Source organism: Paenibacillus sp. MSJ-34 (assembly GCF_018918005.1).
Taxonomy (GTDB): domain Bacteria; phylum Bacillota; class Bacilli; order Paenibacillales; family Paenibacillaceae; genus MSJ-34.
The window spans coordinates 134,297-154,027 of the sequence record NZ_JAHLPR010000001.1 but is presented as its reverse complement, the minus strand read 5'-3'; the positions used below and the strand labels follow the sequence as shown (position 1 = coordinate 154,027).

Annotated in this window: 16 protein-coding genes and 1 other annotated feature; of the genes, 2 read left to right on the top strand and 14 right to left on the bottom strand. The window is 52.9% G+C overall.

Going from position 1 to position 19,731, the window contains the following annotated elements; genetic code table 11:
• Positions 1-221: 221 nt before the first annotated feature.
• Both KQI79_RS00715 and KQI79_RS00710 read right to left on the bottom strand, forming a co-directional pair.
• Complete coding sequence (locus tag KQI79_RS00715) at positions 222-1,337, bottom strand: ABC transporter permease (protein ID WP_216536284.1); 1,116 nt, start codon at positions 1,335-1,337, stop codon at positions 222-224.
• Positions 1,337-2,266: an ABC transporter ATP-binding protein gene (locus KQI79_RS00710; RefSeq protein ID WP_216536283.1), complete on the bottom strand. Its 930-nt coding sequence runs from the start codon at positions 2,264-2,266 to the stop codon at positions 1,337-1,339. The genes KQI79_RS00715 and KQI79_RS00710 overlap by 1 nt, the downstream gene beginning before the upstream one ends.
• 190 nt (positions 2,267-2,456) lie before the next feature.
• Here KQI79_RS00710 and msrA point away from each other — a divergent pair, with 190 nt between their 5' ends.
• Positions 2,457-3,053, top strand: a complete 597-nt coding sequence (gene msrA / locus KQI79_RS00705) for a peptide-methionine (S)-S-oxide reductase MsrA (RefSeq protein ID WP_216536282.1) — start codon at positions 2,457-2,459, stop codon at positions 3,051-3,053.
• A 359-nt stretch (positions 3,054-3,412) separates the two neighbouring features.
• Here msrA and pyrE read toward each other — a convergent pair whose 3' ends face one another.
• The 9 genes from pyrE to lspA all read right to left on the bottom strand — a co-directional run bounded on the left by pyrE (position 3,413) and on the right by lspA (position 13,818).
• Positions 3,413-4,054, bottom strand: a complete 642-nt coding sequence (gene pyrE, locus KQI79_RS00700) for an orotate phosphoribosyltransferase (RefSeq protein ID WP_216536281.1) — start codon at positions 4,052-4,054, stop codon at positions 3,413-3,415.
• Position 4,055: 1 nt separating this feature from the next.
• A complete protein-coding gene (pyrF, locus tag KQI79_RS00695; protein ID WP_290370077.1) occupies positions 4,056-4,784 on the bottom strand; it encodes an orotidine-5'-phosphate decarboxylase in 729 nt (242 codons plus the stop codon).
• Between the two features lie 39 nt (positions 4,785-4,823).
• On the bottom strand, positions 4,824-8,045 hold the full coding sequence (gene carB / locus KQI79_RS00690) for a carbamoyl-phosphate synthase large subunit (protein ID WP_216536280.1): 3,222 nt from the start codon (positions 8,043-8,045) through the stop codon (positions 4,824-4,826).
• Between the two features lies 1 nt (position 8,046).
• Positions 8,047-9,189, bottom strand: a complete 1,143-nt coding sequence (gene carA, locus KQI79_RS00685; RefSeq protein ID WP_216536279.1) for a glutamine-hydrolyzing carbamoyl-phosphate synthase small subunit — start codon at positions 9,187-9,189, stop codon at positions 8,047-8,049.
• A 113-nt stretch (positions 9,190-9,302) separates the two neighbouring features.
• On the bottom strand, positions 9,303-10,622 hold the full coding sequence (locus KQI79_RS00680) for a dihydroorotase (protein WP_216536278.1): 1,320 nt from the start codon (positions 10,620-10,622) through the stop codon (positions 9,303-9,305).
• A 27-nt stretch (positions 10,623-10,649) separates the two neighbouring features.
• Positions 10,650-11,561, bottom strand: a complete 912-nt coding sequence (locus tag KQI79_RS00675) for an aspartate carbamoyltransferase catalytic subunit (RefSeq protein WP_216536277.1) — start codon at positions 11,559-11,561, stop codon at positions 10,650-10,652.
• Positions 11,562-11,568: 7 nt separating this feature from the next.
• The gene (pyrR, locus tag KQI79_RS00670; RefSeq protein WP_216536276.1) at positions 11,569-12,123 is read right to left on the bottom strand and encodes a bifunctional pyr operon transcriptional regulator/uracil phosphoribosyltransferase PyrR; all 555 of its coding nucleotides are present in this window, start codon (positions 12,121-12,123) and stop codon (positions 11,569-11,571) included.
• A gap of 274 nt (positions 12,124-12,397) precedes the next feature.
• The gene (locus tag KQI79_RS00665; RefSeq protein WP_216536275.1) at positions 12,398-13,336 is read right to left on the bottom strand and encodes an RluA family pseudouridine synthase; all 939 of its coding nucleotides are present in this window, start codon (positions 13,334-13,336) and stop codon (positions 12,398-12,400) included.
• Entirely contained in the window at positions 13,333-13,818 is a 486-nt protein-coding gene (lspA, locus tag KQI79_RS00660; RefSeq protein ID WP_216536274.1) for a signal peptidase II, read from the bottom strand. Before lspA ends, KQI79_RS00665 begins: the two co-directional genes overlap by 4 nt.
• Before the next feature lie 260 nt (positions 13,819-14,078).
• Here lspA and KQI79_RS00655 point away from each other — a divergent pair, with 260 nt between their 5' ends.
• Entirely contained in the window at positions 14,079-14,813 is a 735-nt protein-coding gene (locus tag KQI79_RS00655; protein ID WP_216536273.1) for a TraR/DksA C4-type zinc finger protein, read from the top strand.
• On the opposite strand, the gene KQI79_RS00650 is transcribed toward KQI79_RS00655, so the two are convergent.
• The 3 genes from KQI79_RS00650 to KQI79_RS00640 all read right to left on the bottom strand — a co-directional run bounded on the left by KQI79_RS00650 (position 14,810) and on the right by KQI79_RS00640 (position 19,641).
• Positions 14,810-15,106: a DUF5665 domain-containing protein gene (locus KQI79_RS00650; protein WP_216536367.1), complete on the bottom strand. Its 297-nt coding sequence runs from the start codon at positions 15,104-15,106 to the stop codon at positions 14,810-14,812. The genes KQI79_RS00655 and KQI79_RS00650 overlap by 4 nt on opposite strands.
• Before the next feature lie 262 nt (positions 15,107-15,368).
• Positions 15,369-18,467, bottom strand: coding sequence for an isoleucine--tRNA ligase (gene ileS, locus KQI79_RS00645; RefSeq protein WP_216536272.1), 3,099 nt, complete (start codon positions 18,465-18,467; stop codon positions 15,369-15,371).
• Between the two features lie 346 nt (positions 18,468-18,813).
• Positions 18,814-19,073, bottom strand: a binding site (T-box leader).
• Between the two features lie 43 nt (positions 19,074-19,116).
• Positions 19,117-19,641 carry a DivIVA domain-containing protein gene (locus tag KQI79_RS00640; RefSeq protein WP_216536271.1) on the bottom strand — a complete coding sequence of 175 codons (525 nt, stop codon included), beginning with the start codon at positions 19,639-19,641 and terminating at the stop codon, positions 19,117-19,119.
• Between the last annotated feature and the right edge of the window lie 90 nt (positions 19,642-19,731).

Genomic DNA, 19,731 nt, shown 5'->3' with positions numbered 1-19,731 from the left:
CGATTTTTCCGCTCCCCCTCCAATATTTTTCATTTTTACAGTTTTATAGCGAGACGGTACACTCTAGAATTATAGACGATCTATCTTCGCAAAAAGTTACAATCATTTTAATCGATTTTCGAAAAAAACAGTTTTTTTTGAAATTAAGACAAAAGCACTAGATTTGCAGAGACGCAGAAAAGCGCCCGCCGCATAGCGAAGCGCTCTTCTTATACAGAATCCTATTTCGTTTCCCCTTTCCGGCGGAACAACCGCGACGCGAGCAGCATCGCCGCCAGCCCCCATGCCGCCATGACGCCGCAATTGATCCAGAGCGACGGTTCCTCAATCCCGGCGCCAAATACCATCCCGTCCCGCACGCCATTGGCGAAATATGTCAAAGGAAGCACGGTCGAGATCGGTTTAATAAAAGCGGGAAGCGCATTGATATCGAAAAAGATGCCGCTCAAAAACATCATTAAAAAGCTGAGCAGGTTGGCGATCCCCATATAGCTTTCGATAGACTTGCTGACAGAGGCGATCAAAAAGCCGATGCCCGCGAACGAGAGGGTGCCGATCACAAAAATCAATAAAAAGGACAAAATATTAATATTAAAATGAGCTTGGAAGAAAATGAGCCCCAAAGCGGAAAGCAGAATGATTTGCACAACCGATAAAATAAACCGCACGCTGATATCCCCGATGCCGAACAGCTTCATATTCATCGGCGTCATTTTCAGACGTTTCATTAAACCGTTGCGGCGCATTTCAACCAAACCGACCATCCCGAACAACCCGGATTGCGAAATCGATAGGGCGATTAACCCAGTCAGCAAAAAATCGCTATATTTTAAATTTTGGCTTCCCGCCGATACGTAATCCGTTTGCAAGCGAAATTGCGGGGTTACGCCGCTGACGTCAAAATTGACTTGATTGACGATATCCTTGAAAATGCTCCCTAGCGCTTGCGCAGTCGCCGAATTTTGTTTCTCGCGGTTGAAGAGGAGCGTAATGTTCCGCTCTTGATCGGATTCCGGCAGGATGAGGACGGCGTCGACGTCTTTATCTTTCAACATCTGTTCCGCCCGATCGCGATCCGTTTGCGATTCGTTCTCCCATTCCAGGACCGGAATATGCCGAATCGTTTCTTTCCATTGTCCGGAAACCGCGTTCGCGTTCGTCTCCACAACCGCAATTTTGGCCGAGAACGAATCGCTTCCGTTGCCGCCGAAAATCATAATAAAAATGATCATTAACAATACCGGATAAAAAATAGACCAAAACCATACTTGCTTTTCCCGGAACGTCGATTTGAAATGCATGCCGAACAGCTTCTTGAATTGATTCCATCCGCTCATCAATCGCGCCACTCCTTTCCCGTAAACGCGATAAACACGTCTTCCAGGCTCATCTCCTTAATCGACACTTGTTCGACCGATACCCGCTGCTCGGTCGTATATTTGAATAGATGGAACAGCGTTTCCTCCGGGCGAACCGACCAAATATGCAGTTGGTCGCCGTTAAGCTCCGTCCTTGCAACCGCCTCGGCGTCCCGCACGATGTCCCGCATAGCGGCAGCCGTCTCGCTGCCCGCTTCGAACGAGATACGAATCTCCCTCTCCTCCGTCAATCGATGAATCAAGTTTTTAGCCGTATCCAAGGCGATAATGCGTCCTTGATCGACGATGCATACCCGGTCGCTCAGCTTTTCCGCTTCTTCCATATAATGCGTCGTTAAAATCGTCGTTTTGCCGAGCGATTTCAACGTCAGCACAATATCCCAAATATTGCGGCGCGCCTGCGGATCAAGGCCCGTCGTCGGCTCGTCGAGAAAAATGATGTCCGGATCGTTAATGAAGGCAAGTCCGATCGCCAGCCGCTGCTTCTGCCCTCCCGACAAAGCTTTCACTTTTTTCCCCTTATGTTCGGTCAAATTAATTAACTCCATAATTTCCGGGACGGCACGAGTCTTTTCGTAGAAACTGGCGAACACCTCCAAGTTTTCCTCTACCGTCAATAAATCGAATAACGCGCTGGATTGCGGCTGGACGCCGATGATTTGTTTGATTTTCTCTCCATGCTTGTTCCATTGCATGCCCGCGATGCTTACTTCGCCCCGGTCGGGCTGCTGCAACCCTTCAATCATTTCCAGCGTCGTCGTTTTCCCCGCGCCGTTCGGACCGATAATCGTAAATACTTCGCCCGATTCAACCTCGAAACTGATCGAATCGACGGCCGTTACCGATCCGAACGTTTTCCGCAAATCAACCACTTGCAAAACCGGCATACCCGTCTCCTCCCCAACAATTACATCGAACCTGCTCGCTTGCTCTTTCGCTATCATGTTACCGCACGACCCTTCGCCGCAACACGGTCTGTGGAATGTTTTTCCATCGGTCCCAAGACCGATTTGCGGGAAAGAGAACAGCGTTTTATACTAGTATGCATGAACTTTACGATACTGGAGGAAGAGAAATATGACAACGCATCCATTCGAATCCGGCAATCGGCAATCGCCGGACCGCTCGCGATCCGAAGCGGCAACCCGTTACGAAGCGGCTACGTTCGCCGGCGGCTGCTTCTGGTGCATGGTCAAGCCCTTCGATCAATGGCCGGGCATTCAGCGGGTCGTTTCCGGCTATACCGGCGGTCATGTCGAACGCCCTACTTACGAGCAAGTCAAAAGCCAGAAGACGGGACATTACGAAGCGGTGCAAATTACGTTCGATCCGTCCGTTTTTCCGTATGACAAGCTGCTTGAAGTATTCTGGGCGCAAATCGATCCGACCGACGACGGCGGTCAATTTCACGATCGGGGCGATTCCTATCGCGCGGCCGTATTCGTGCATAACGAGGAACAGCGGAAGCTTGCCGAAGCGTCCAAGCGGGCGCTTGACGCCAGCGGCCGGTTCGACAAGCCCGTCGTTACGCCGATTTTGGACGCATCGGCCTTTTACGCGGCGGAAGAGTACCATCAAGATTTCTATAAGAAAGAGCCTGAGCATTATGCGAAAGACCGGGATTTGTCGGGACGGGACGCATTTATCGAGAAGCATTGGGGTGCGAAGTCGTAACGGCAAGGAATTACTGCAAAAACCGTTTTAACAATGGCGCCAGACGCTCCGCCATAAGGCAATAGCGGCGCCGTCTCGGTTGTTGCTTCTCGCCCCGATCTGGCCGCTTCTCCCTTTCCGGCAAAAGGTTTCTCCCATTTGCATCTTCTGAACAAAGTGCATATATTTTAGTGCGGTAAAATATATGCATTACAATCAGAAAGTCATTTGCCGGAATACATTTCGCCGTAGGCAGCCTTGCGATGGGATGCATTGCTGGTCGGGCAGGAGAGGAATTGCGTCCAGACCGACCGCGGATCAAAATAAAAAATCCCGCTCCACTGTACGAGCGGAACGGGATCACCGAATGAGACGTTCAATTATTTGCCGAACTCCGCCGGATTGGCGCGCCAAGCTTGCAATACGTCCAAATCTTGCGGCTCGATTCGGCCCGTTTGTACGGCAACGTCGATCAATGCCGAGTAGTTCGACAGCGTTTGAAGCGGGATGCCCGCTTCCGCAAAAGCGTTCGTCGCCTTGTCGAGCTGATACGTGAAAATGGCGAGCACCGCGAGCGGCTCCGCTCCGGCGTCTTTTACGGCCAACGCCGCTTTGAGCGAGCTGCCGCCGGTCGAAATCAAATCTTCGATCACGACTACCTTCTGCCCCGGCTTGACGATTCCTTCGATTTGATTCTCCTTGCCATGCCCTTTCGCTTTATCGCGAATATAAGCCATCGGCAAATTCAGCTTTTGCGCGACCCAAGCCGCATGCGGGATGCCCGCCGTCGCCGTTCCGGCGATCACTTCCGCGTCCGGGTACCGCTCGCGGACGATCGCCGCGAACGCATCCGCGATCGATTCGCGAATGTCCGGATACGACATCGTCAGCCGGTTGTCGCAATAGATCGGCGATTTGATGCCGGACGTCCATGTAAAAGGCTCGTTCGGCCGTAAAGCTACCGCCCCGATGTTTAGCAGATGGCCCGCGATTTGCGCGGGGATTTGTTCTAGTGAAATCATGTTACGACATCTCCTCCAAAATCGATTCGATCGCTTGGCGCGGATCCGGCGCCGCCGTGATCGGACGGCCGATCACGATGTAGTCGGTTCCCTGCTCCATCGCTTGGCGCGGCGTCATGACGCGGGATTGGTCGCCGAGATCGCTGCCCGCCGGACGGATGCCCGGAATGACCGTCTGGAACGACGCTCCGCACGCCCGCTTAATAAGCGCAACTTCATGCGGCGAGGCCACCACGCCGTCCAGACCGGCTTGTTTCGTCAATTCGGCGTAGCGGACAACTGCGTCTTCCACCTCGCCAGCGATGCCAATCTCTTCGTTTAACGTTCTTCGGTCGGTGCTGGTCAATTGCGTCACGCTGATCACGACAGGCTTGGACAAATCCGGATGCTCCGATAGCGCCGCTTCGACGCCTTCCATCGCCGCCTTCATCATTTGGACGCCGCCGCCGGCGTGAACGTTGAACATATCCACGCCGAGCTTTGTCACGCTATTGGCGCCGCCTTTCACCGTATTCGGAATATCATGCATTTTCACGTCCAGGAACACTTTATAGCCTTGCTCCTTCAGTTCCCGGACAAATTGCGGGCCTGCCGCGTAAAACAACTGCATGCCGACTTTCATATAGCAAGGAATGCCCTTTAACTGCGTGAGCAGCTTGCGCGCATGATCGGCGCCCGGTACATCGAGCGCCACGATCAGGCGTCCCGCCATCTCATTTTTTCTATTCATTCTGCTAGGCCCCCATTCTATGCCGATCGTACCGCCGGCTCATTTGCTTGCTTGAACGACCGGCATCGGACGGGAAGCGAAATTGATCGTTTGCAGCATGCCTAACAAAGCGCTAACCGTATCGAGCGAGGTCATGCAGACGACGCCGTTCTCAACCGCTTCGCGGCGAATGCGGAAACCGTCGCGCTCCGGCGTCTTGCCTTTCGTGAGCGTGTTGACGACGAAGTGCGCCTCTCCGTTGCGAATCAAGTCAAGAATGTTCGGCGAGCCTTCGCTCAGTTTATTGACGCGTTCCACGTTCAACCCGGCTTGCTCCAACGCGTCCGCCGTTCCGCCCGTCGCGACGATCCGGTATCCGAGATCGTAGAAACCGCGCAAGATCGGCACCGCTTCTTCCTTATCCTTATCGGCAACGGTAGCGATAATCGCGCCGGTCGGCGGAATGCGCATGCCTGAGCCGACGAGCCCTTTGTAGAGCGCTTTGGCATATTGCAAGTCGCGTCCCATGACTTCGCCGGTCGATTTCATTTCCGGTCCGAGCGTAGGCTCGACGCGGCGCAGCTTCGCGAACGAGAATACCGGCACTTTCACGGAGACGTATTCGTCTTCCGGCCACATTCCCTCTTCATAGCCCAAATCGGCCAGTTTGGTCCCCATAATCGCTTTCGTAGCCAAGTTTGCCATCGGCAAGTTCGTCACTTTGCTCAGGAAAGGCACCGTACGGGAAGAGCGCGGATTCACCTCGATCACGTATACGTTATCCTGGAAGATAACGAATTGGATGTTAACCAATCCGACCGTATTCAGTTCTTTCGCAATTTTCACCGTAATGTCCACCACTTGCTGCTTCAAGTGGTCGGCCAAGCTTTGCGGCGGATAGACCGCGATCGAGTCGCCGGAATGGACGCCCGCTCGCTCGATATGCTCCATAATGCCCGGAATAAGCACCGTTTCGCCGTCGCAGATCGCATCGACCTCGACTTCCTTCCCTTGCATATACCGGTCGATCAATACGGGGTGGTCCGGGTTGATCTTAACCGCTTGTTCCATATAGCTAAGCAGCTCTTGGTCGGAATAAACAATTTCCATCGCGCGGCCGCCCAGTACGTACGAAGGGCGAACCAGTACCGGATACCCGAGCGATTGGGCCGCGTCCACGGCTTCGTTCACCGAGGTGACCGTCGTTCCTTTCGGCTGAGCGATATCCAGTCGGGATAAGAGCGCTTCGAACTTCTTGCGGTCTTCCGCCTCGTCGATGCTTTGCAGGCTCGTGCCCAGAATGCGCACGCCGGCATTCGCGAGCGGCGCCGCCAGGTTGATCGCCGTTTGGCCGCCGAACTGCACGATAACGCCGATCGGCTGCTCCTGTTCGATGACGTTCATGACATCTTCGAAGAACAGCGGCTCGAAGTAGAGCCGGTCCGATGTGTTGAAGTCCGTCGATACGGTTTCCGGATTGTTGTTAATAATGACCGCCTCGTAACCCGCGTCTTGAATCGCCCATACCGCGTGTACGGTCGAATAGTCGAATTCGATCCCTTGGCCGATGCGAATCGGGCCGGAGCCGAGCACGATAACTTTCTGTTTCGCCGATTCGATAACTTCGTTCTCCGTTTCGTAGGTCGAGTAATAATAAGGGGTCGACGCTTCAAATTCGGCGGCGCATGTATCAACCATTTTGTATACAGGCTTCAATCCGCGTTCCTGACGGAATTTGCGCACATCCGCTTCTTCGATATGTGTGCCGTTATTTCCTTCCCGGCGCAGTTCCGCGATCGCGCGGTCCGTGAAACCGTAGCGTTTTGCCTGGTATAATGTATCGTAATCGAGTTCGCTTTGCTGCTTCAGCGTCTCCTCGAAACGAATCAATGTTTCGATTTTGTCGAGGAACCACCAGTCGATTTTCGTAATATCTTGAATGTGCTGCAGCTTGTAACCGCGGCGGAACGCCTCGGCGATCAAGAAGAGACGCTCGTCGTCCGGCTTGATCAGGCGCGCTTGCAGCGTTTCGTCGTCGATCTGATGAGCATCCTTCAAGTACAAGCGATGGACGCCGATTTCGAGCGAACGGACGGCTTTTTGCAGCGACTCTTCAAAAGTGCGGCCGATTGCCATCACTTCGCCGGTCGCTTTCATTTGCGTGCCGAGCTTCCGGTTGGCGGAGATAAATTTATCGAACGGCCAGCGCGGAATTTTCGTCACGATATAATCCAACGTCGGTTCGAAGCATGCGTACGTTTGGCCCGTTACCGGGTTGACGATTTCGTCCAGCGTATAGCCGATCGCGATCTTCGCCGCCATCTTGGCGATCGGATAGCCGGTCGCTTTGGATGCGAGCGCCGAGGAACGGCTGACGCGCGGATTTACTTCGATGACATAATATTGAAAGCTATGCGGATCGAGCGCGAATTGCACGTTGCATCCGCCCTCGATGTTCAAAGCGCGAATAATTTTGAGCGATGCCGAGCGCAGCATTTGGTATTCGCGGTCCGACAGCGTTTGGCTCGGAGCCACGACGATGCTGTCGCCCGTATGAACGCCGACCGGATCGAAATTTTCCATATTACATACGACGATACAATTATCGTTCGCATCGCGCATCACTTCGTATTCGATTTCTTTCATGCCGGCAATGCTCTTCTCGATCAAACATTGGCCGATCGGGCTGTAACGAATGCCGGAAGCCACCACTTCGCGCAGTTCTTCCTCGTCGGCGCAAATGCCGCCGCCGGTTCCGCCGAGCGTATAAGCGGGGCGCACGATGATCGGATAACCGATTTCGTTCGCGAAATCGATCGCTTCCTGTACGGATGTGACGATCGTGCTTTCCGGCACAGGCTGTTCCAGTTCGCGCATTAATTCGCGGAACAAGTCGCGGTCTTCGGCTTTTTCGATCGAGGAAAGCTGCGTGCCGAGCAATCTCACGTTCTCCTCTTCCAAGACGCCCGCCCGAGCGAGTTCAACCGCCATATTCAAGCCGGTCTGCCCGCCCAGCGTCGGCAGCAAGCCGTCGGGGCGCTCCTGGCGAATGATTTGCGTCACGAAATCGAGCGTAATCGGTTCGATATATACTTTATCCGCCATGTTCGTATCGGTCATAATGGTGGCCGGATTGCTGTTGATGAGAACGACTTCGAATCCTTCTTCCTTCAACGCCTGACAAGCTTGCGTTCCGGCGTAATCGAATTCCGCCGCCTGCCCGATGACGATCGGACCGGAGCCGATGACGAGTATCTTTTTCAACTGGGTGTTTTTCGGCATATTAACGTTCTCCTTTCAATGCTGCTGAAATTTCGGCTTGCCGCGGCGCCTTCGGATTGTTGTTGCGGTGATCGCGGATCATGTCGAGAAATTCGTCGAACAGATAACTGCTGTCGAATGGTCCGGGAGCCGCCTCCGGATGGTATTGAACGGAGAACGCCGGGTATTTGGCATGACGCAAGCCTTCAATCGTTTTGTCGTTATTGTTGATATGCGTCACGATCAGATCGGTGCCCGCAATCGAATCTTCGCGCACGGTGTAGCCGTGATTTTGCGAAGTGATATAGCAGCGGTTCGTAGCCAGTTCCTTTACCGGATGGTTGCCTCCGCGATGTCCGAACTTCAGCTTCACCGTATCCGCGCCGGAAGCCAAGGCGAACAATTGATGGCCTAAGCAAATGCCGAACATCGGGTATTCGCCGAGCAGTTCGTTCAACACTTGCACCGCATGCGGCACATCCTTCGGATCCCCCGGCCCGTTCGACAATTGAATGCCGTCCGGATCCAAGCGGCGAATCTCTTCCGCCGTAGTATCATGAGGCACGACGACTACATCGCAACCGCGTTTCGTTAACTCCCGCAAAATGCCGCTCTTCGCGCCGTAATCGATCAGCACGATCCGTTCTCCGTCGCCCGGGGAGCTGAACACCGACTTCGTCGATGTGCGCGCTACTTGATCTCTCATGAGCGGCGAATCCGCCAGCATTTCCTTCAATTCCTCCACCGGTGCGGAGGCGGTCGTCAAAATGCCTTTCATCGTGCCGTGATGGCGCAATATGCGCGTGAGCATTCTCGTATCGATATCGCTGATGCCGAGGATGCCGTATTCTTTCAACATTTGATCCAATGTATATTGAGCCCGCCAGTTGCTTGGAATCGGTTCGTATCTGCGTACCGCAAAACCGTGGATGAAAGGGCGAATCGATTCGAAATCGTCGCGCGTAATTCCGTAATTGCCGACCAACGGATACGTCATCGTAACGATTTGCCCGCAATACGACGGGTCGGAAATGACTTCTTGATATCCGGTAATTCCTGTATTAAATACGACTTCGCCGGTTGATTGCCCGTCGGCTCCGAACGCGCGGCCGGTAAACAGCGTGCCGTCTTCCAGTAATAATCTCGCCTGCTTGTATGATTGCATAGTTATGATTTCACTCCTCTTTCTTCCCGTCCTAAGATTGAATATTTATTCGTTATACTGTAATAATATTCACTACTACATACTTTATCAATAGTTCGGCGAATAATCCAGTATTATTTGCACTCATTTTGTTCCGACCATACCAATTTTCCGCCGACGACGGTAGCGACGGGCCAGCCTTTCAGCTTCCAGCCTGTAAACGGCGTATTGCGGCCTTTGGATGCGAACGTCTCCGGATCGACCGCCTTCTCCGTTTCCAAATCGATTAAGGTCACATCCGCGACCGCTCCCGCTTCCAGCGTGCCGTACGGCAATCCGAACACCCGCGCAGGCTCCTTCGTCATTTTGCCGACGAGGAAAGGAAGCGTCCATTTGCCTGTTGCAACGAATTTCGTATACAGCAGCGGGAATGCCGTTTCGAACCCGACGATGCCGAACGGCGCCAGCTCCATGCCGCGCGCTTTCTCCTCCTGGCTATGCGGCGCATGATCGGTGACGATCATATCGATCGTGCCGTCCTCAAGCCCTTCGATGCAGGCTTGTACATCCCGCGGCGTCCGCAGCGGCGGATTCATTTTCCAATTGGCGTCCATTCCCGGAATGTCTTCGTCGGACAGCACCAGATGATGCGGACATACTTCCGCCGTTACGTTAATGCCGATTTGCTTCGCTTGCCGGATGAGGCGGATCGACTGCTCGGTGCTGACATGGCATACATGATAATGCACGCCGGTCGCTTCGGCCAGCAAAATATCGCGCCCGACATGAATCGCTTCCGACTCGTTCGGAATTCCTTTCAAGCCGTGCTTGCGCGCAAATTCGCCTTCCGTCACCGCGGCGCCTGCGACGAGCGAGTCGTCTTCGCAATGGGCGATGACCGGCATCCCGAGCGATTTCGCCAAAGCCATCGCGTTTTTCATCATTTGCGCGTTTTGGACGCCGACGCCGTCGTCCGTAAAGCCGATCGCTCCCGCTTCCTTCAAAGCGGCGAAGTCGGTTAGCTCGCGGCCCAGTTCATTCTTCGTAATCGCCGCATACGGCAGCACGCGCACGACGCCCTCCGTTTCGGCTTTGTCCAGCACCATGCGCACCGTCTCCGCCGTATCGGCAACCGGGCGCGTATTCGGCATGCAGGCGATCGTCGTGAAGCCGCCTTTCGCCGCCGAGCGGGTGCCGGTCGCGATCGTTTCCTTATGTTCGAAGCCGGGCTCGCGCAAATGCACATGCATGTCGATCAAGCCGGGAATCACGAGCTTGCCGTTTGCGTCGACGACCGTCGCCGCTTCTTCCAGCGGCGTCCCTTCGGGCGCAAACAACGATAATCCGCTGTTGCCGTCAATGATGTCCTCGACTTTATTGTCCGATATCATAATATGTTTTCGTTCCAATTGCCCGTCCGCATTTAGAACGCTTGCGTTTGTAATTACGATCATGGTCGTTATCGCTCCTTCTCGTACTTTTTATGCTAAAGCCCGCTCGACAACCGCCATTCGAATCGGAACGCCGTTGGACATTTGCGGGAAAATCTTCGACCGTTCGCTCTCGACCAATGCATCGTCGATTTCTACGTTGCGGTTGACCGGCGCCGGGTGCATAATAATCGCATGGCTCGCCATGCGGCTTGCCCGTTCCTCCGTCAAACCGTATCGCTCGCGGTAATCCTCCGCCGATTTAATCATGCCCGACGCATGACGCTCCAATTGCACGCGCAGCATCATGACGACGTCGGCTTGCAGCGCTTCGTCGATGTCGACATACGGCGCATATTCCAAGAGCTCCGCCGCCACCATATTCGGCGGCGCACAGAAGCGTACGTCCGCTCCGAATTTGCGGAGCGCCCACAGATCCGACCGCGCGACTCTGCTGTGCATAATATCGCCGATGATCGACACCCTGAGTCCGGCGAGCGTGCCGAACTGCTTGCGCATCGTGTAGAGATCGAGCAGCGCCTGCGTCGGATGCTCGTTATTGCCGTCGCCCGCATTGATAAGCGGGATGCGGATTTTCTCGGCCAATTCGGCGAGTACGCCGATCGGCTTCAGTCTGATTACTCCCGCGTCGATTCCCATCGATTCCAGCGTCCGCACCGTATCGTAGATCGATTCGCCCTTCTCTACGCTCGAAGCGGCGGCCGTAAAATTCAACACTTCCGCTCCCAGCCGTTTTTCCGCTACCTCGAATGAAAAGCGGGTTCTCGTGCTGTTCTCGAAAAACATATTGGCGATAAATTTATCGCCGAGCACAGGCGTCACCTTTTGCGTTTCTCTCTCCCAATACGCGGCGCGGTCCAAAATCGACTCGATCTCGCTTTTATCCATCTCTCTCAATCCGAGCAAACTTCTATGTTTTACTTGCGTCGCCGTTATCGTCATCTTCTGTTTACCCCCTATGCTGAATAATCCGCACTTGATCGATTCCGTCAATTTCCGTCAACATTACGTCGATTTGCTCCAATTTGGAAGTAGGCACGTTCTTGCCGATATAATCGGGCCGTATCGGCAATTCCCGGTGGCCGCGGTCGGCCAGCACCGCCAATTGGATCAATTGCGGCCTGCCTCTGTCCATCAGCGCATCCATCGCCGCGCGGATCGTGCGGCCGGTATATAGAACGTCGTCGAACAATATAATCTTCTTATCCTGAATCGGAAACGAAAGCGTCTCCCCTTTGGCTTTATTTGCAGCATCCGACGTTTTGTCGGCTTTCAAGTCGTCGCGGTACGAAGTGACATCCAATTCGCCGACCGGGACTTCCGTTTGCTCGATTTCTTGAATCCGGGCGGCAATTCGTTCCGCCAAATAAATCCCCCGCGTGCGAATGCCCACCAGGACACAGTTGTCGATTCCTTTGTTCTTCTCCAAAATTTCATGCGCGATTCGCGTCAATGCGCGGCGGATCGCAATTTCGTCCATAATGACATGGCTTTCTTGCGTCATGCCGGTACCTCCTTTAATGTGGCTTGATCCATTCGTTTGCGAAAAGCATGCCTGGTATTGTGATAACCATCGAAACGCGAAAAAACTCCTTGCCCCAATCGGCAAGGAGTTGCTTACACGCATAATGATACGGAAGGACACAACGGTACAGCGCACCGCTATATAACGATCCTTCTCTCACGTTACCTTGCCAGCCTCACGGGACTGATTTAAAGGTCCATATTCAACTATTAGAATTATCACATGACATGCTTCGTTTGTCAACTTCAAATCATTACCTCTGCCGCAAAAGCGCCAGCAAATGTTCCATATCGGAAGGCAAAGGCGCGGCAAACTCCATATAATTTCCCGTCTTCGGATGGTCAAAGCCGAGAATCGCCGCATGGAGCGCTTGCCCGTCCATTTTCAACCCTTTGTTGCGTCCGTATACGGGATCCCCGACCAAAGGATGTCCGATAAATTTCATATGTACGCGAATTTGATGCGTTCTGCCTGTCTCCAATTTCAATTCGACTAACGTATAATCGCCAAATCGCTCCAGCACGAGGAAATGGGTTACCGCATGCTTGCTGTTGCGTTCCGTGACCGTGTACATCTTGCGGTCATGCATATCGCGGCCGATCGGCGCGTCGACGGTGCCGTGGTCGTGTGCGATATTGCCGTGAACGAGAGCGATATATTTGCGCGTTACGCTATGCCGCTTAAGCTGTTCGGCGAGCGATAGATGCGCTTTATCGTGCTTGGCCGCCATCATCAAGCCCGACGTATCTTTATCGATCCGATGGACGATGCCGGGACGCAATTCCCCGTTAATGCCGGACAAATCGCGGCAATGATGCATCAGCGCATTGACGACGGTTCCGGAAGTATGTCCGGGCGCCGGGTGAACGACCATGCCGCGAGGCTTATTGATGACGATGACATCTTCGTCCTCATGGGCAATGTCAAGCGGAATCGCTTCCGCCGCAATATCGACGGGGGAAGGTTCCGGAACCGTTACCGCTACCGTATCGCCTGCGGACAATTTATAGTTCGGCTTGACCGTTAGCCCGTTGACGAGCACGCAGCCGTCCTTGATCCACGACTGCACTTGCGTACGCGAGACGTCTTCGCCGATCGACTCGCTGACATATTTATCGATCCGTTCTTTCTCATATTCCGGCGCCACGGTCCATTCGATCGTTTCCGTTTCGGCCGCAACATGTTCTGTCATTGCAATTCCTCGCTTTTTTGATTGTTTTCTCCTTTTTTGGCGCTTAGCAACGAATCCAGCAATACCAAACCTACCCCAATGACAATGCCCGAATCGGCAATATTAAAAATCGGGAACGTGTAGTTGCCGAAATTGAATTGCAGAAAATCGACGACTTCCCCGGTTAAAGCGCGATCCAAAAAATTGCCGACGGCTCCCCCTAAAATAAGCGAAAGGCCGAGAAACAGCATTTTGCTGCCGGATTGCTTCATTTTTTGCATATACCATACGATTCCGATCAAGACGATCGGCGTAATGACGAGGAAAAACCAGCGCTGCCCCTCCAATATGCTGAAAGCGGCACCGGTATTGCGATGCGATGTAATGAGGAAAAAATCTCCGATTACGCTTCGTTGTTCGCCAAGCCTCATCTGCGTGGCAATGATCCATTTCGTGCCTTGATCCAGCAAAAAGACAATAAGAGCGATGAAATAATATATCACCTTGACTATGTCACCTCGATCCATTCTGTCGACAGGCTGCAAGAGAACGACTTTTTGAACTCGCTCTTATGCAGCGTTGTCCTTCGTTATTGTAGCACAGCCTTGCGAATAACGTCCAATTCAAACGCAATAGATTTGCATGAAAAAAGGCGGGCGATTTCCATTTGTTACGAAAATTTATAAATTATGAATGTCGTAAAAAAGTACGGCCCGGCACAACCTAAATACATCAATCCGTTCATAAAGGAGCGAACAACACGATGCCGCATTTATCCGATCATCAGATGAATACGCTGAAACAATCCCTTATATCGCAAAAACAAGAAATTGAGCAGCGTTTGACCGCGAACGATCATCTCGGCATGGCCGAATCGCTGCGGGACGAAACCGGCGATCTGTCGGTTAACGACAACCATCCCGGCGACCTCGCTTCGGAAACGTTCGAGCGGCAGAAAGATATCGCGCTGCTGGAAAATACGGAGCGGCTGTTATCGCGAATCGACCATGCGCTTGAACAAATCGACCGCGGCAACTACGGCAAATGCGCCGAATGCGGCCGGCCGATCCCATACGAACGGCTGCTTGCCGTGCCGTTCGCTCTGCATTGCGCGGAGCATGCGCCGGAACAAAGCATTTCGAAGCGCAGGCCGGTCGAAGAGCGGTTTCTGCAGCCGCCTTTCGGACGGACGAGTCTTGACGAAAACGATGAAGATTCCAACCGGTTCGACGGCGAAGACGCTTGGCAAATCGTGGCAAGCTGGGGAACATCCAATACGCCGGCGATGGCCGAAGGAAACAACATTTCGGATTACGACGAAATCGAGATCGAAGCGGCCGACGATCTGGACGGCTTTGTAGAACCGTTCGAAAGCTTTGTGGCGACCGATATTTTCGGCAAGAACGTTACCGTCGTCCGCAATAAGCTATACCATAAATATTTGGCCGACAAGGAAGGAGATCCGCTGCTTGAGCCGGATCGGGAAATCGAAGATTAATACGTCTTTCCTTCCAGCTGCCGCTGCACGATCCGCACAATATCGGCGATATAATCGCCGATGATCGGTAAATTCAAAGCTCCGAGCCCTTGCAAAATATACAAAATGGTCGCGGCGAAAAAGGTAAAACCGATCGCGATGCCGACGCCGCGCGCCGTTCCGGCCAAAATATTGACCCAAATCAGCTTCCACGGCTTGAACAGCAGCTCCGTATATTCCGCAATCCGGGCTTTTTCCATGTCCTGAGCGACTTTTACCGTCAGGTCATGAATATGCCGCACCATTTTTTCCATTGTCGTCAGATCGGATTGCAGCGTCCGTTCCAATTCATGCGGATTCGCCGCTCCCGATCCGGCCGGTTCGCTGTCTCTGCCCGCTCGCGCCGCTTCCTTTTCCTTGTCGACCATTGCTCTCTCCTTACGTCTATAACAAAACGAGCCCAAGCGCGAAGGGAAGGAATGGCCCTTCTTGGTCGCCGACTTGAGCTCGTTTGCGGAGTACATGCTTGCTATTTAGTTATGCCCTGAAATGGCTGCCGCCATTCTCCATCGCTTCCTATTCAATGCGAATGCCGATCGTTTTGCCGCCGATCTCCACTCGTTCCATGCCGTCGCCGGCTTCAAAAGCCAATCCCGACACAAGCACGTTATCGCGCAATACGGATTCGAACGCTTGAATGGCCGCCTGCAGTTCCGCATCCGCATCCAGCGTCAAATCCACCCGTTTCTCGATCGGCAAATCCAGTTTTTTGCGGTAATCTTGAATCGCGCGTACAACTTCCCGGACCCAGCCTTCTTGTTCAAGTTCCGAAGTGATGTCCGTATTTAATGCGACTGTAATTTGATATCCCGATGCGGAGGCAAAGCCGGATTTCGCTAATTTGTCGATCAGCAGCTCGTCCTTCGCAATTTCAAGCGTTTCTTGTTCCGGGGTCGTGAACGTGAGCATGCCTTGTTCTACCGCTGCCCGCGTTTGATCCGGCGACAGAGCTTTCAAATGCGCTTGAATCGCCCCGACATGCTTGCCGTATTTCTTGCCCGCCACTTTCAAATTGAGCTTCAAGGCGAAATCGACAAAATCGCTGTCGCTCGTTTCGATTCGAATACGCTTCACGTTAATTTCATCTTTAATGATCGAGTCGTAACCCGCCAGATCGAAGCTGCGGTCCATCGAGACGATTAATTCGGACAACGGCTGCCGCGTCTTGATTCCGGTTTCGTTGCGCACGTTGCGCGCCAGCTCCACGATTTGCCGCGCCGTCTCCATGTCTTGTTCCAAGGACTCGTCGATCAACGAAGCATCCGCCACCGGATAATCGGCCAAATGAACGCTCGGCACGCCTTCCTCGCCGCCCAAGTTGCCGTAAACATCCTCCGCCAGCATCGGAGCGAACGGAGCGATCAATTTCGACAGGTTAAGCAATACGCTGCGCAGCGTTTGGTAAGCGGACACCTTATCCTCGGACATGTCACTGCCCCAGAAGCGGTCGCGCGAACGGCGGATATACCAGTTGCTCAGTTCGTCGACGAACGTTTCGATCGCTTTGGCAGGATTGAGGAAATCATTCGCTTCGAGCCCTTTCGTTACGGTTTGGATCAAGCTGTTCAGCCGCGACAAAATCCAACGGTCAAGCTTGTTGGCCGACGGACGCGCCGGATGCGCCTGCGGATCGTAGCCGTCGATATTGGCGTAAAGGGCAAGAAACGCATGCGTATTGACGATCGTATCGATCACTTTCGATTTTGCCTCGGCGACGATTTGTTTCGAGAAGCGCTTGCTGTTCCATGGGGCGCTGTCGGACAGCAATGCCCAACGGAACGCGTCGGTGCCGTATTCGTTAATGATTTCCCACGGGTCGATCACATTCCCTTTGCTCTTGGACATCTTCTGGCCGTTTTCATCGAGAATATGACCGGTCGAAATAACCGCCTTGTACGGAGCTTTTCCGTTATATAGCGTCGAAACGGCGAGCAAGCTGAAGAACCAGCCCCGCGTTTGATCGATACCTTCGCAAATGATATCGGCCGGATATTGCTCCGCAAATTCCCGCTCGTCTCCGAAAGGATGATGGTACTGCGCGAACGGCATCGAGCCGCTGTCGAACCATACATCGATCACTTCGGAGGTGCGTTCCATGACGCCGCCCTCGCAATGCGGACAATGAAGCTTCACTTCGTCTACGTACGGTTTATGCAATTCCAAATCTTCGGAAATCGGATGAATCGATTTCGCGCGCAGGTCGGCGATGCTGCCCGGCGCATATTCGCCGCGGCACGAATTGCACACCCACACATTGAGCGGCGTTCCCCAATACCGGTTGCGGCTAATGTTCCAATCGACGAGATCCTCGAGAAACTTGCCGAAGCGTCCTTCGCGGATATGGGACGGATACCAATTCACTTGATTGTTGTTGGCGATGAGCTGATCTTTGACCGCCGTCGTTTGAATAAACCAGCTTTCGGTCGCGTAATAGAGCAGCGGCGATTTGCAGCGCCAGCAGAACGGATAGCTATGCTCGTATTTTTCTTTGCTGTATAGCGTTGCTTGCTCGGACAGCTTCTTGACGATATCGATATCGCAATCTTTTACGAACCGGCCGGCGAAATCCGTTACTTCTTCGGTATAACGGCCTTGCTGGTTAACGACGCTAATGAAGCTGATGCCATGCTCGCGGCAAGCTTTGTAGTCGTCTTCCCCATGCGCCGGAGCCATATGCACGATCCCCGTACCGCTCGAATCGGTGACGAAATCGGCTCCTACGATCAAATGGCCTTTTTCCGGTTTGACATATCCGAAAGGCGGCTCGTACGTTTTCCCGATAAATTCGGATCCTTTATGAACGGATACAACTTCATAGTTTTCCTTCATTACGTCTTCAACCAAATTTTTCGCTACGATATATACGCTCCCGTCCTGCTTGACGCGCGCATATTCCATGTCCGGATTCATCGCCAGCGCCGCGTGCGCGGGCAGCGTCCACGGCGTCGTCGTCCAGGCGAGCACGTTATCGCCGCTGTCATGCAGCTTGAATTTGACGGTCGCCGACAAATCTTTCACCGTCTCGTAGCCTTGGGCTACTTCATGCGAGCTTAGCGTCGTTTGGCAACAAGGGCAGTATGGGCTGACCCGATGGCCGCGGTACAGCAACCCTTTGCCGTGAATGGCGGATAGAATGTTCCATACGCTTTCGATGTAATTGTTATCGAGCGTAATATAAGGATGATCCAGGTCGGTCCAGTACGCGATCGCTTCCGTCAATTCGCGCCATTGTTTCTCATACTCGAATACGCTCGCTTTACATTTTTTCACAAACGCTTCGATGCCGTATTTTTCGATTTCCTGTTTGCCGGAAATACCGAGTTGCTTCTCGACGCCGAGTTCGACCGGCAGGCCGTGCGTATCCCAACCGGCTTTGCGCACGACGCGGTAGCCCGCCATCGTCTTATATCGGCCAATGAAATCTTTGATTACCCGGCCGAGCACATGCCCGATATGAGGCGCGCCGTTCGCCGTCGGGGGACCTTCGTAAAACACGAAATTCGGCTTTCCCGCGCGATTTTCGATCGATTTTGCGAACGTGCTTTCTTCGTTCCATTTGGCGAGAACGCGCAGTTCGCGCTCGCGCGCTTTTTCTTTGACATCAATTTTTCTCATGCTAACTCCCTCCAACATATGGTATAACCTCTAGCCCTTCGCATTGAACATGATCCGGTCGATAAACCGCGGATACATAAATTCGACATGCTAAATGTGTAACGGATATAGAAGACCTTAACGCGGTAAAAAGCGGGCTTTTCGGATTGTAACGGAAATGAGCGCTCTTATTCATTGTTTTTGCAGCGGAAAAGGAACGAATGACTGCAAATAAGGTCCTTCACTTCCGTTACGTTTTGAAAATTTGCGATTTTGCTTAAATAGAGTCCCCTGCATCCGTTAGCCGGAAAATCGCGGCCTACAGCTCATCGACACTTCCTCTAGAAAATAAAAAAACCCGCCCCTAATAAGGGACGAGATTCGACTCGCGTTACCACCCTTGTTCTGTCTTGCTCTTACAACCGGCAAAACAGCACCTCATCAACGTACGTGCGCCATACGCGTTCCGTATAACGGCGGACCTCCGGTAAAGCTTACTGGTCGCTTGAGTTTCAGCTTTACTTCTCCGGGATGATTTTCGGCTACGTCCCGAACGTCGGCTCGCAGCAAATGCCGACTCTCTGCGGATCAAGCGCATAGCTTACTTTTTCCCATCATGGAATTTCAATATTACAAGTTAATATATCCTCTTTGCGCAAAAAAGTCAATCCTAATACATTTCACGCAATTCCCGGTCCCGCTCGCGATCGCGCTCCCGTTCCTTCTCGCGCTCGCGATGCTCCAGCGCTTCCCAACCGTCTTGATTCAGCAAATCCAACTGCGCTTCGACCAAAGTGCGGAAACGCGCGCGGTAAATTGAGGCCTGTTTCTTCAATTCCTCGACTTCCAACGTAATTTTGCGCGACTTGTTAAGCGATTCGTTAATGATGCGGTCCGCGTTTTTCTCCGCTTCTTTAATAATCAATTGCGCTTCCTTCTTCGCGTTGTTCTTCACTTCATCGGCAGCTTCTTGCGCGACGATAATCGTTTTGCTGAGCGTTTCCTCAATGTTGGCGAAATGATCCAGCTTCTCTTGGACCGTCATCAACTGATTGTGCAATTCTTTATTCTCACGAATAATAGCTTCATAATCCTTAATCACTTGATCCAGAAACTCGTTCACTTCGTCTTCGTCGTAACCGCGCAATTTGCGCCCGAATTCTTTATTATGTATATCGAGCGGTGTTAACGGCATGGTGGTGCACCTCCTATAAAATCAACAACGTCATAAATGCGTATCGCGTATCCCACTAGCCTATTCATTTCGACAAGTACCGTTAAAATC

Bases quoted from the DNA above. Each gene is read 5' to 3' on its own strand.
- KQI79_RS00655 (WP_216536273.1), top strand. From the start codon at position 14,079: ATGCCGCATTTATCCGATCATCAGATGAATACGCTGAAACAATCCCTT.
- KQI79_RS00650 (WP_216536367.1), bottom strand. From the start codon at position 15,106: ATGGAAAAAATGGTGCGGCATATTCATGACCTGACGGTAAAAGTCGCT.
- pyrF (WP_290370077.1), bottom strand. From the start codon at position 4,784: ATGAATAGAAAAAATGAGATGGCGGGACGCCTGATCGTGGCGCTCGAT.
- pyrE (WP_216536281.1), bottom strand. From the start codon at position 4,054: ATGATTTCACTAGAACAAATCCCCGCGCAAATCGCGGGCCATCTGCTA.
- KQI79_RS00680 (WP_216536278.1), bottom strand. From the start codon at position 10,622: ATGATCGTAATTACAAACGCAAGCGTTCTAAATGCGGACGGGCAATTG.
- KQI79_RS00710 (WP_216536283.1), bottom strand. From the start codon at position 2,266: ATGCCGGTTTTGCAAGTGGTTGATTTGCGGAAAACGTTCGGATCGGTA.
- carB (WP_216536280.1), bottom strand. From the start codon at position 8,045: ATGCCGAAAAACACCCAGTTGAAAAAGATACTCGTCATCGGCTCCGGT.
- KQI79_RS00665 (WP_216536275.1), bottom strand. From the start codon at position 13,336: ATGACAGAACATGTTGCGGCCGAAACGGAAACGATCGAATGGACCGTG.
- msrA (WP_216536282.1), top strand. From the start codon at position 2,457: ATGACAACGCATCCATTCGAATCCGGCAATCGGCAATCGCCGGACCGC.
- KQI79_RS00675 (WP_216536277.1), bottom strand. From the start codon at position 11,561: ATGACGATAACGGCGACGCAAGTAAAACATAGAAGTTTGCTCGGATTG.
- ileS (WP_216536272.1), bottom strand. From the start codon at position 18,467: ATGAGAAAAATTGATGTCAAAGAAAAAGCGCGCGAGCGCGAACTGCGC.
- pyrR (WP_216536276.1), bottom strand. From the start codon at position 12,123: ATGACGCAAGAAAGCCATGTCATTATGGACGAAATTGCGATCCGCCGC.
- KQI79_RS00715 (WP_216536284.1), bottom strand. From the start codon at position 1,337: ATGAGCGGATGGAATCAATTCAAGAAGCTGTTCGGCATGCATTTCAAA.
- carA (WP_216536279.1), bottom strand. From the start codon at position 9,189: ATGCAATCATACAAGCAGGCGAGATTATTACTGGAAGACGGCACGCTG.
- KQI79_RS00640 (WP_216536271.1), bottom strand. From the start codon at position 19,641: ATGCCGTTAACACCGCTCGATATACATAATAAAGAATTCGGGCGCAAA.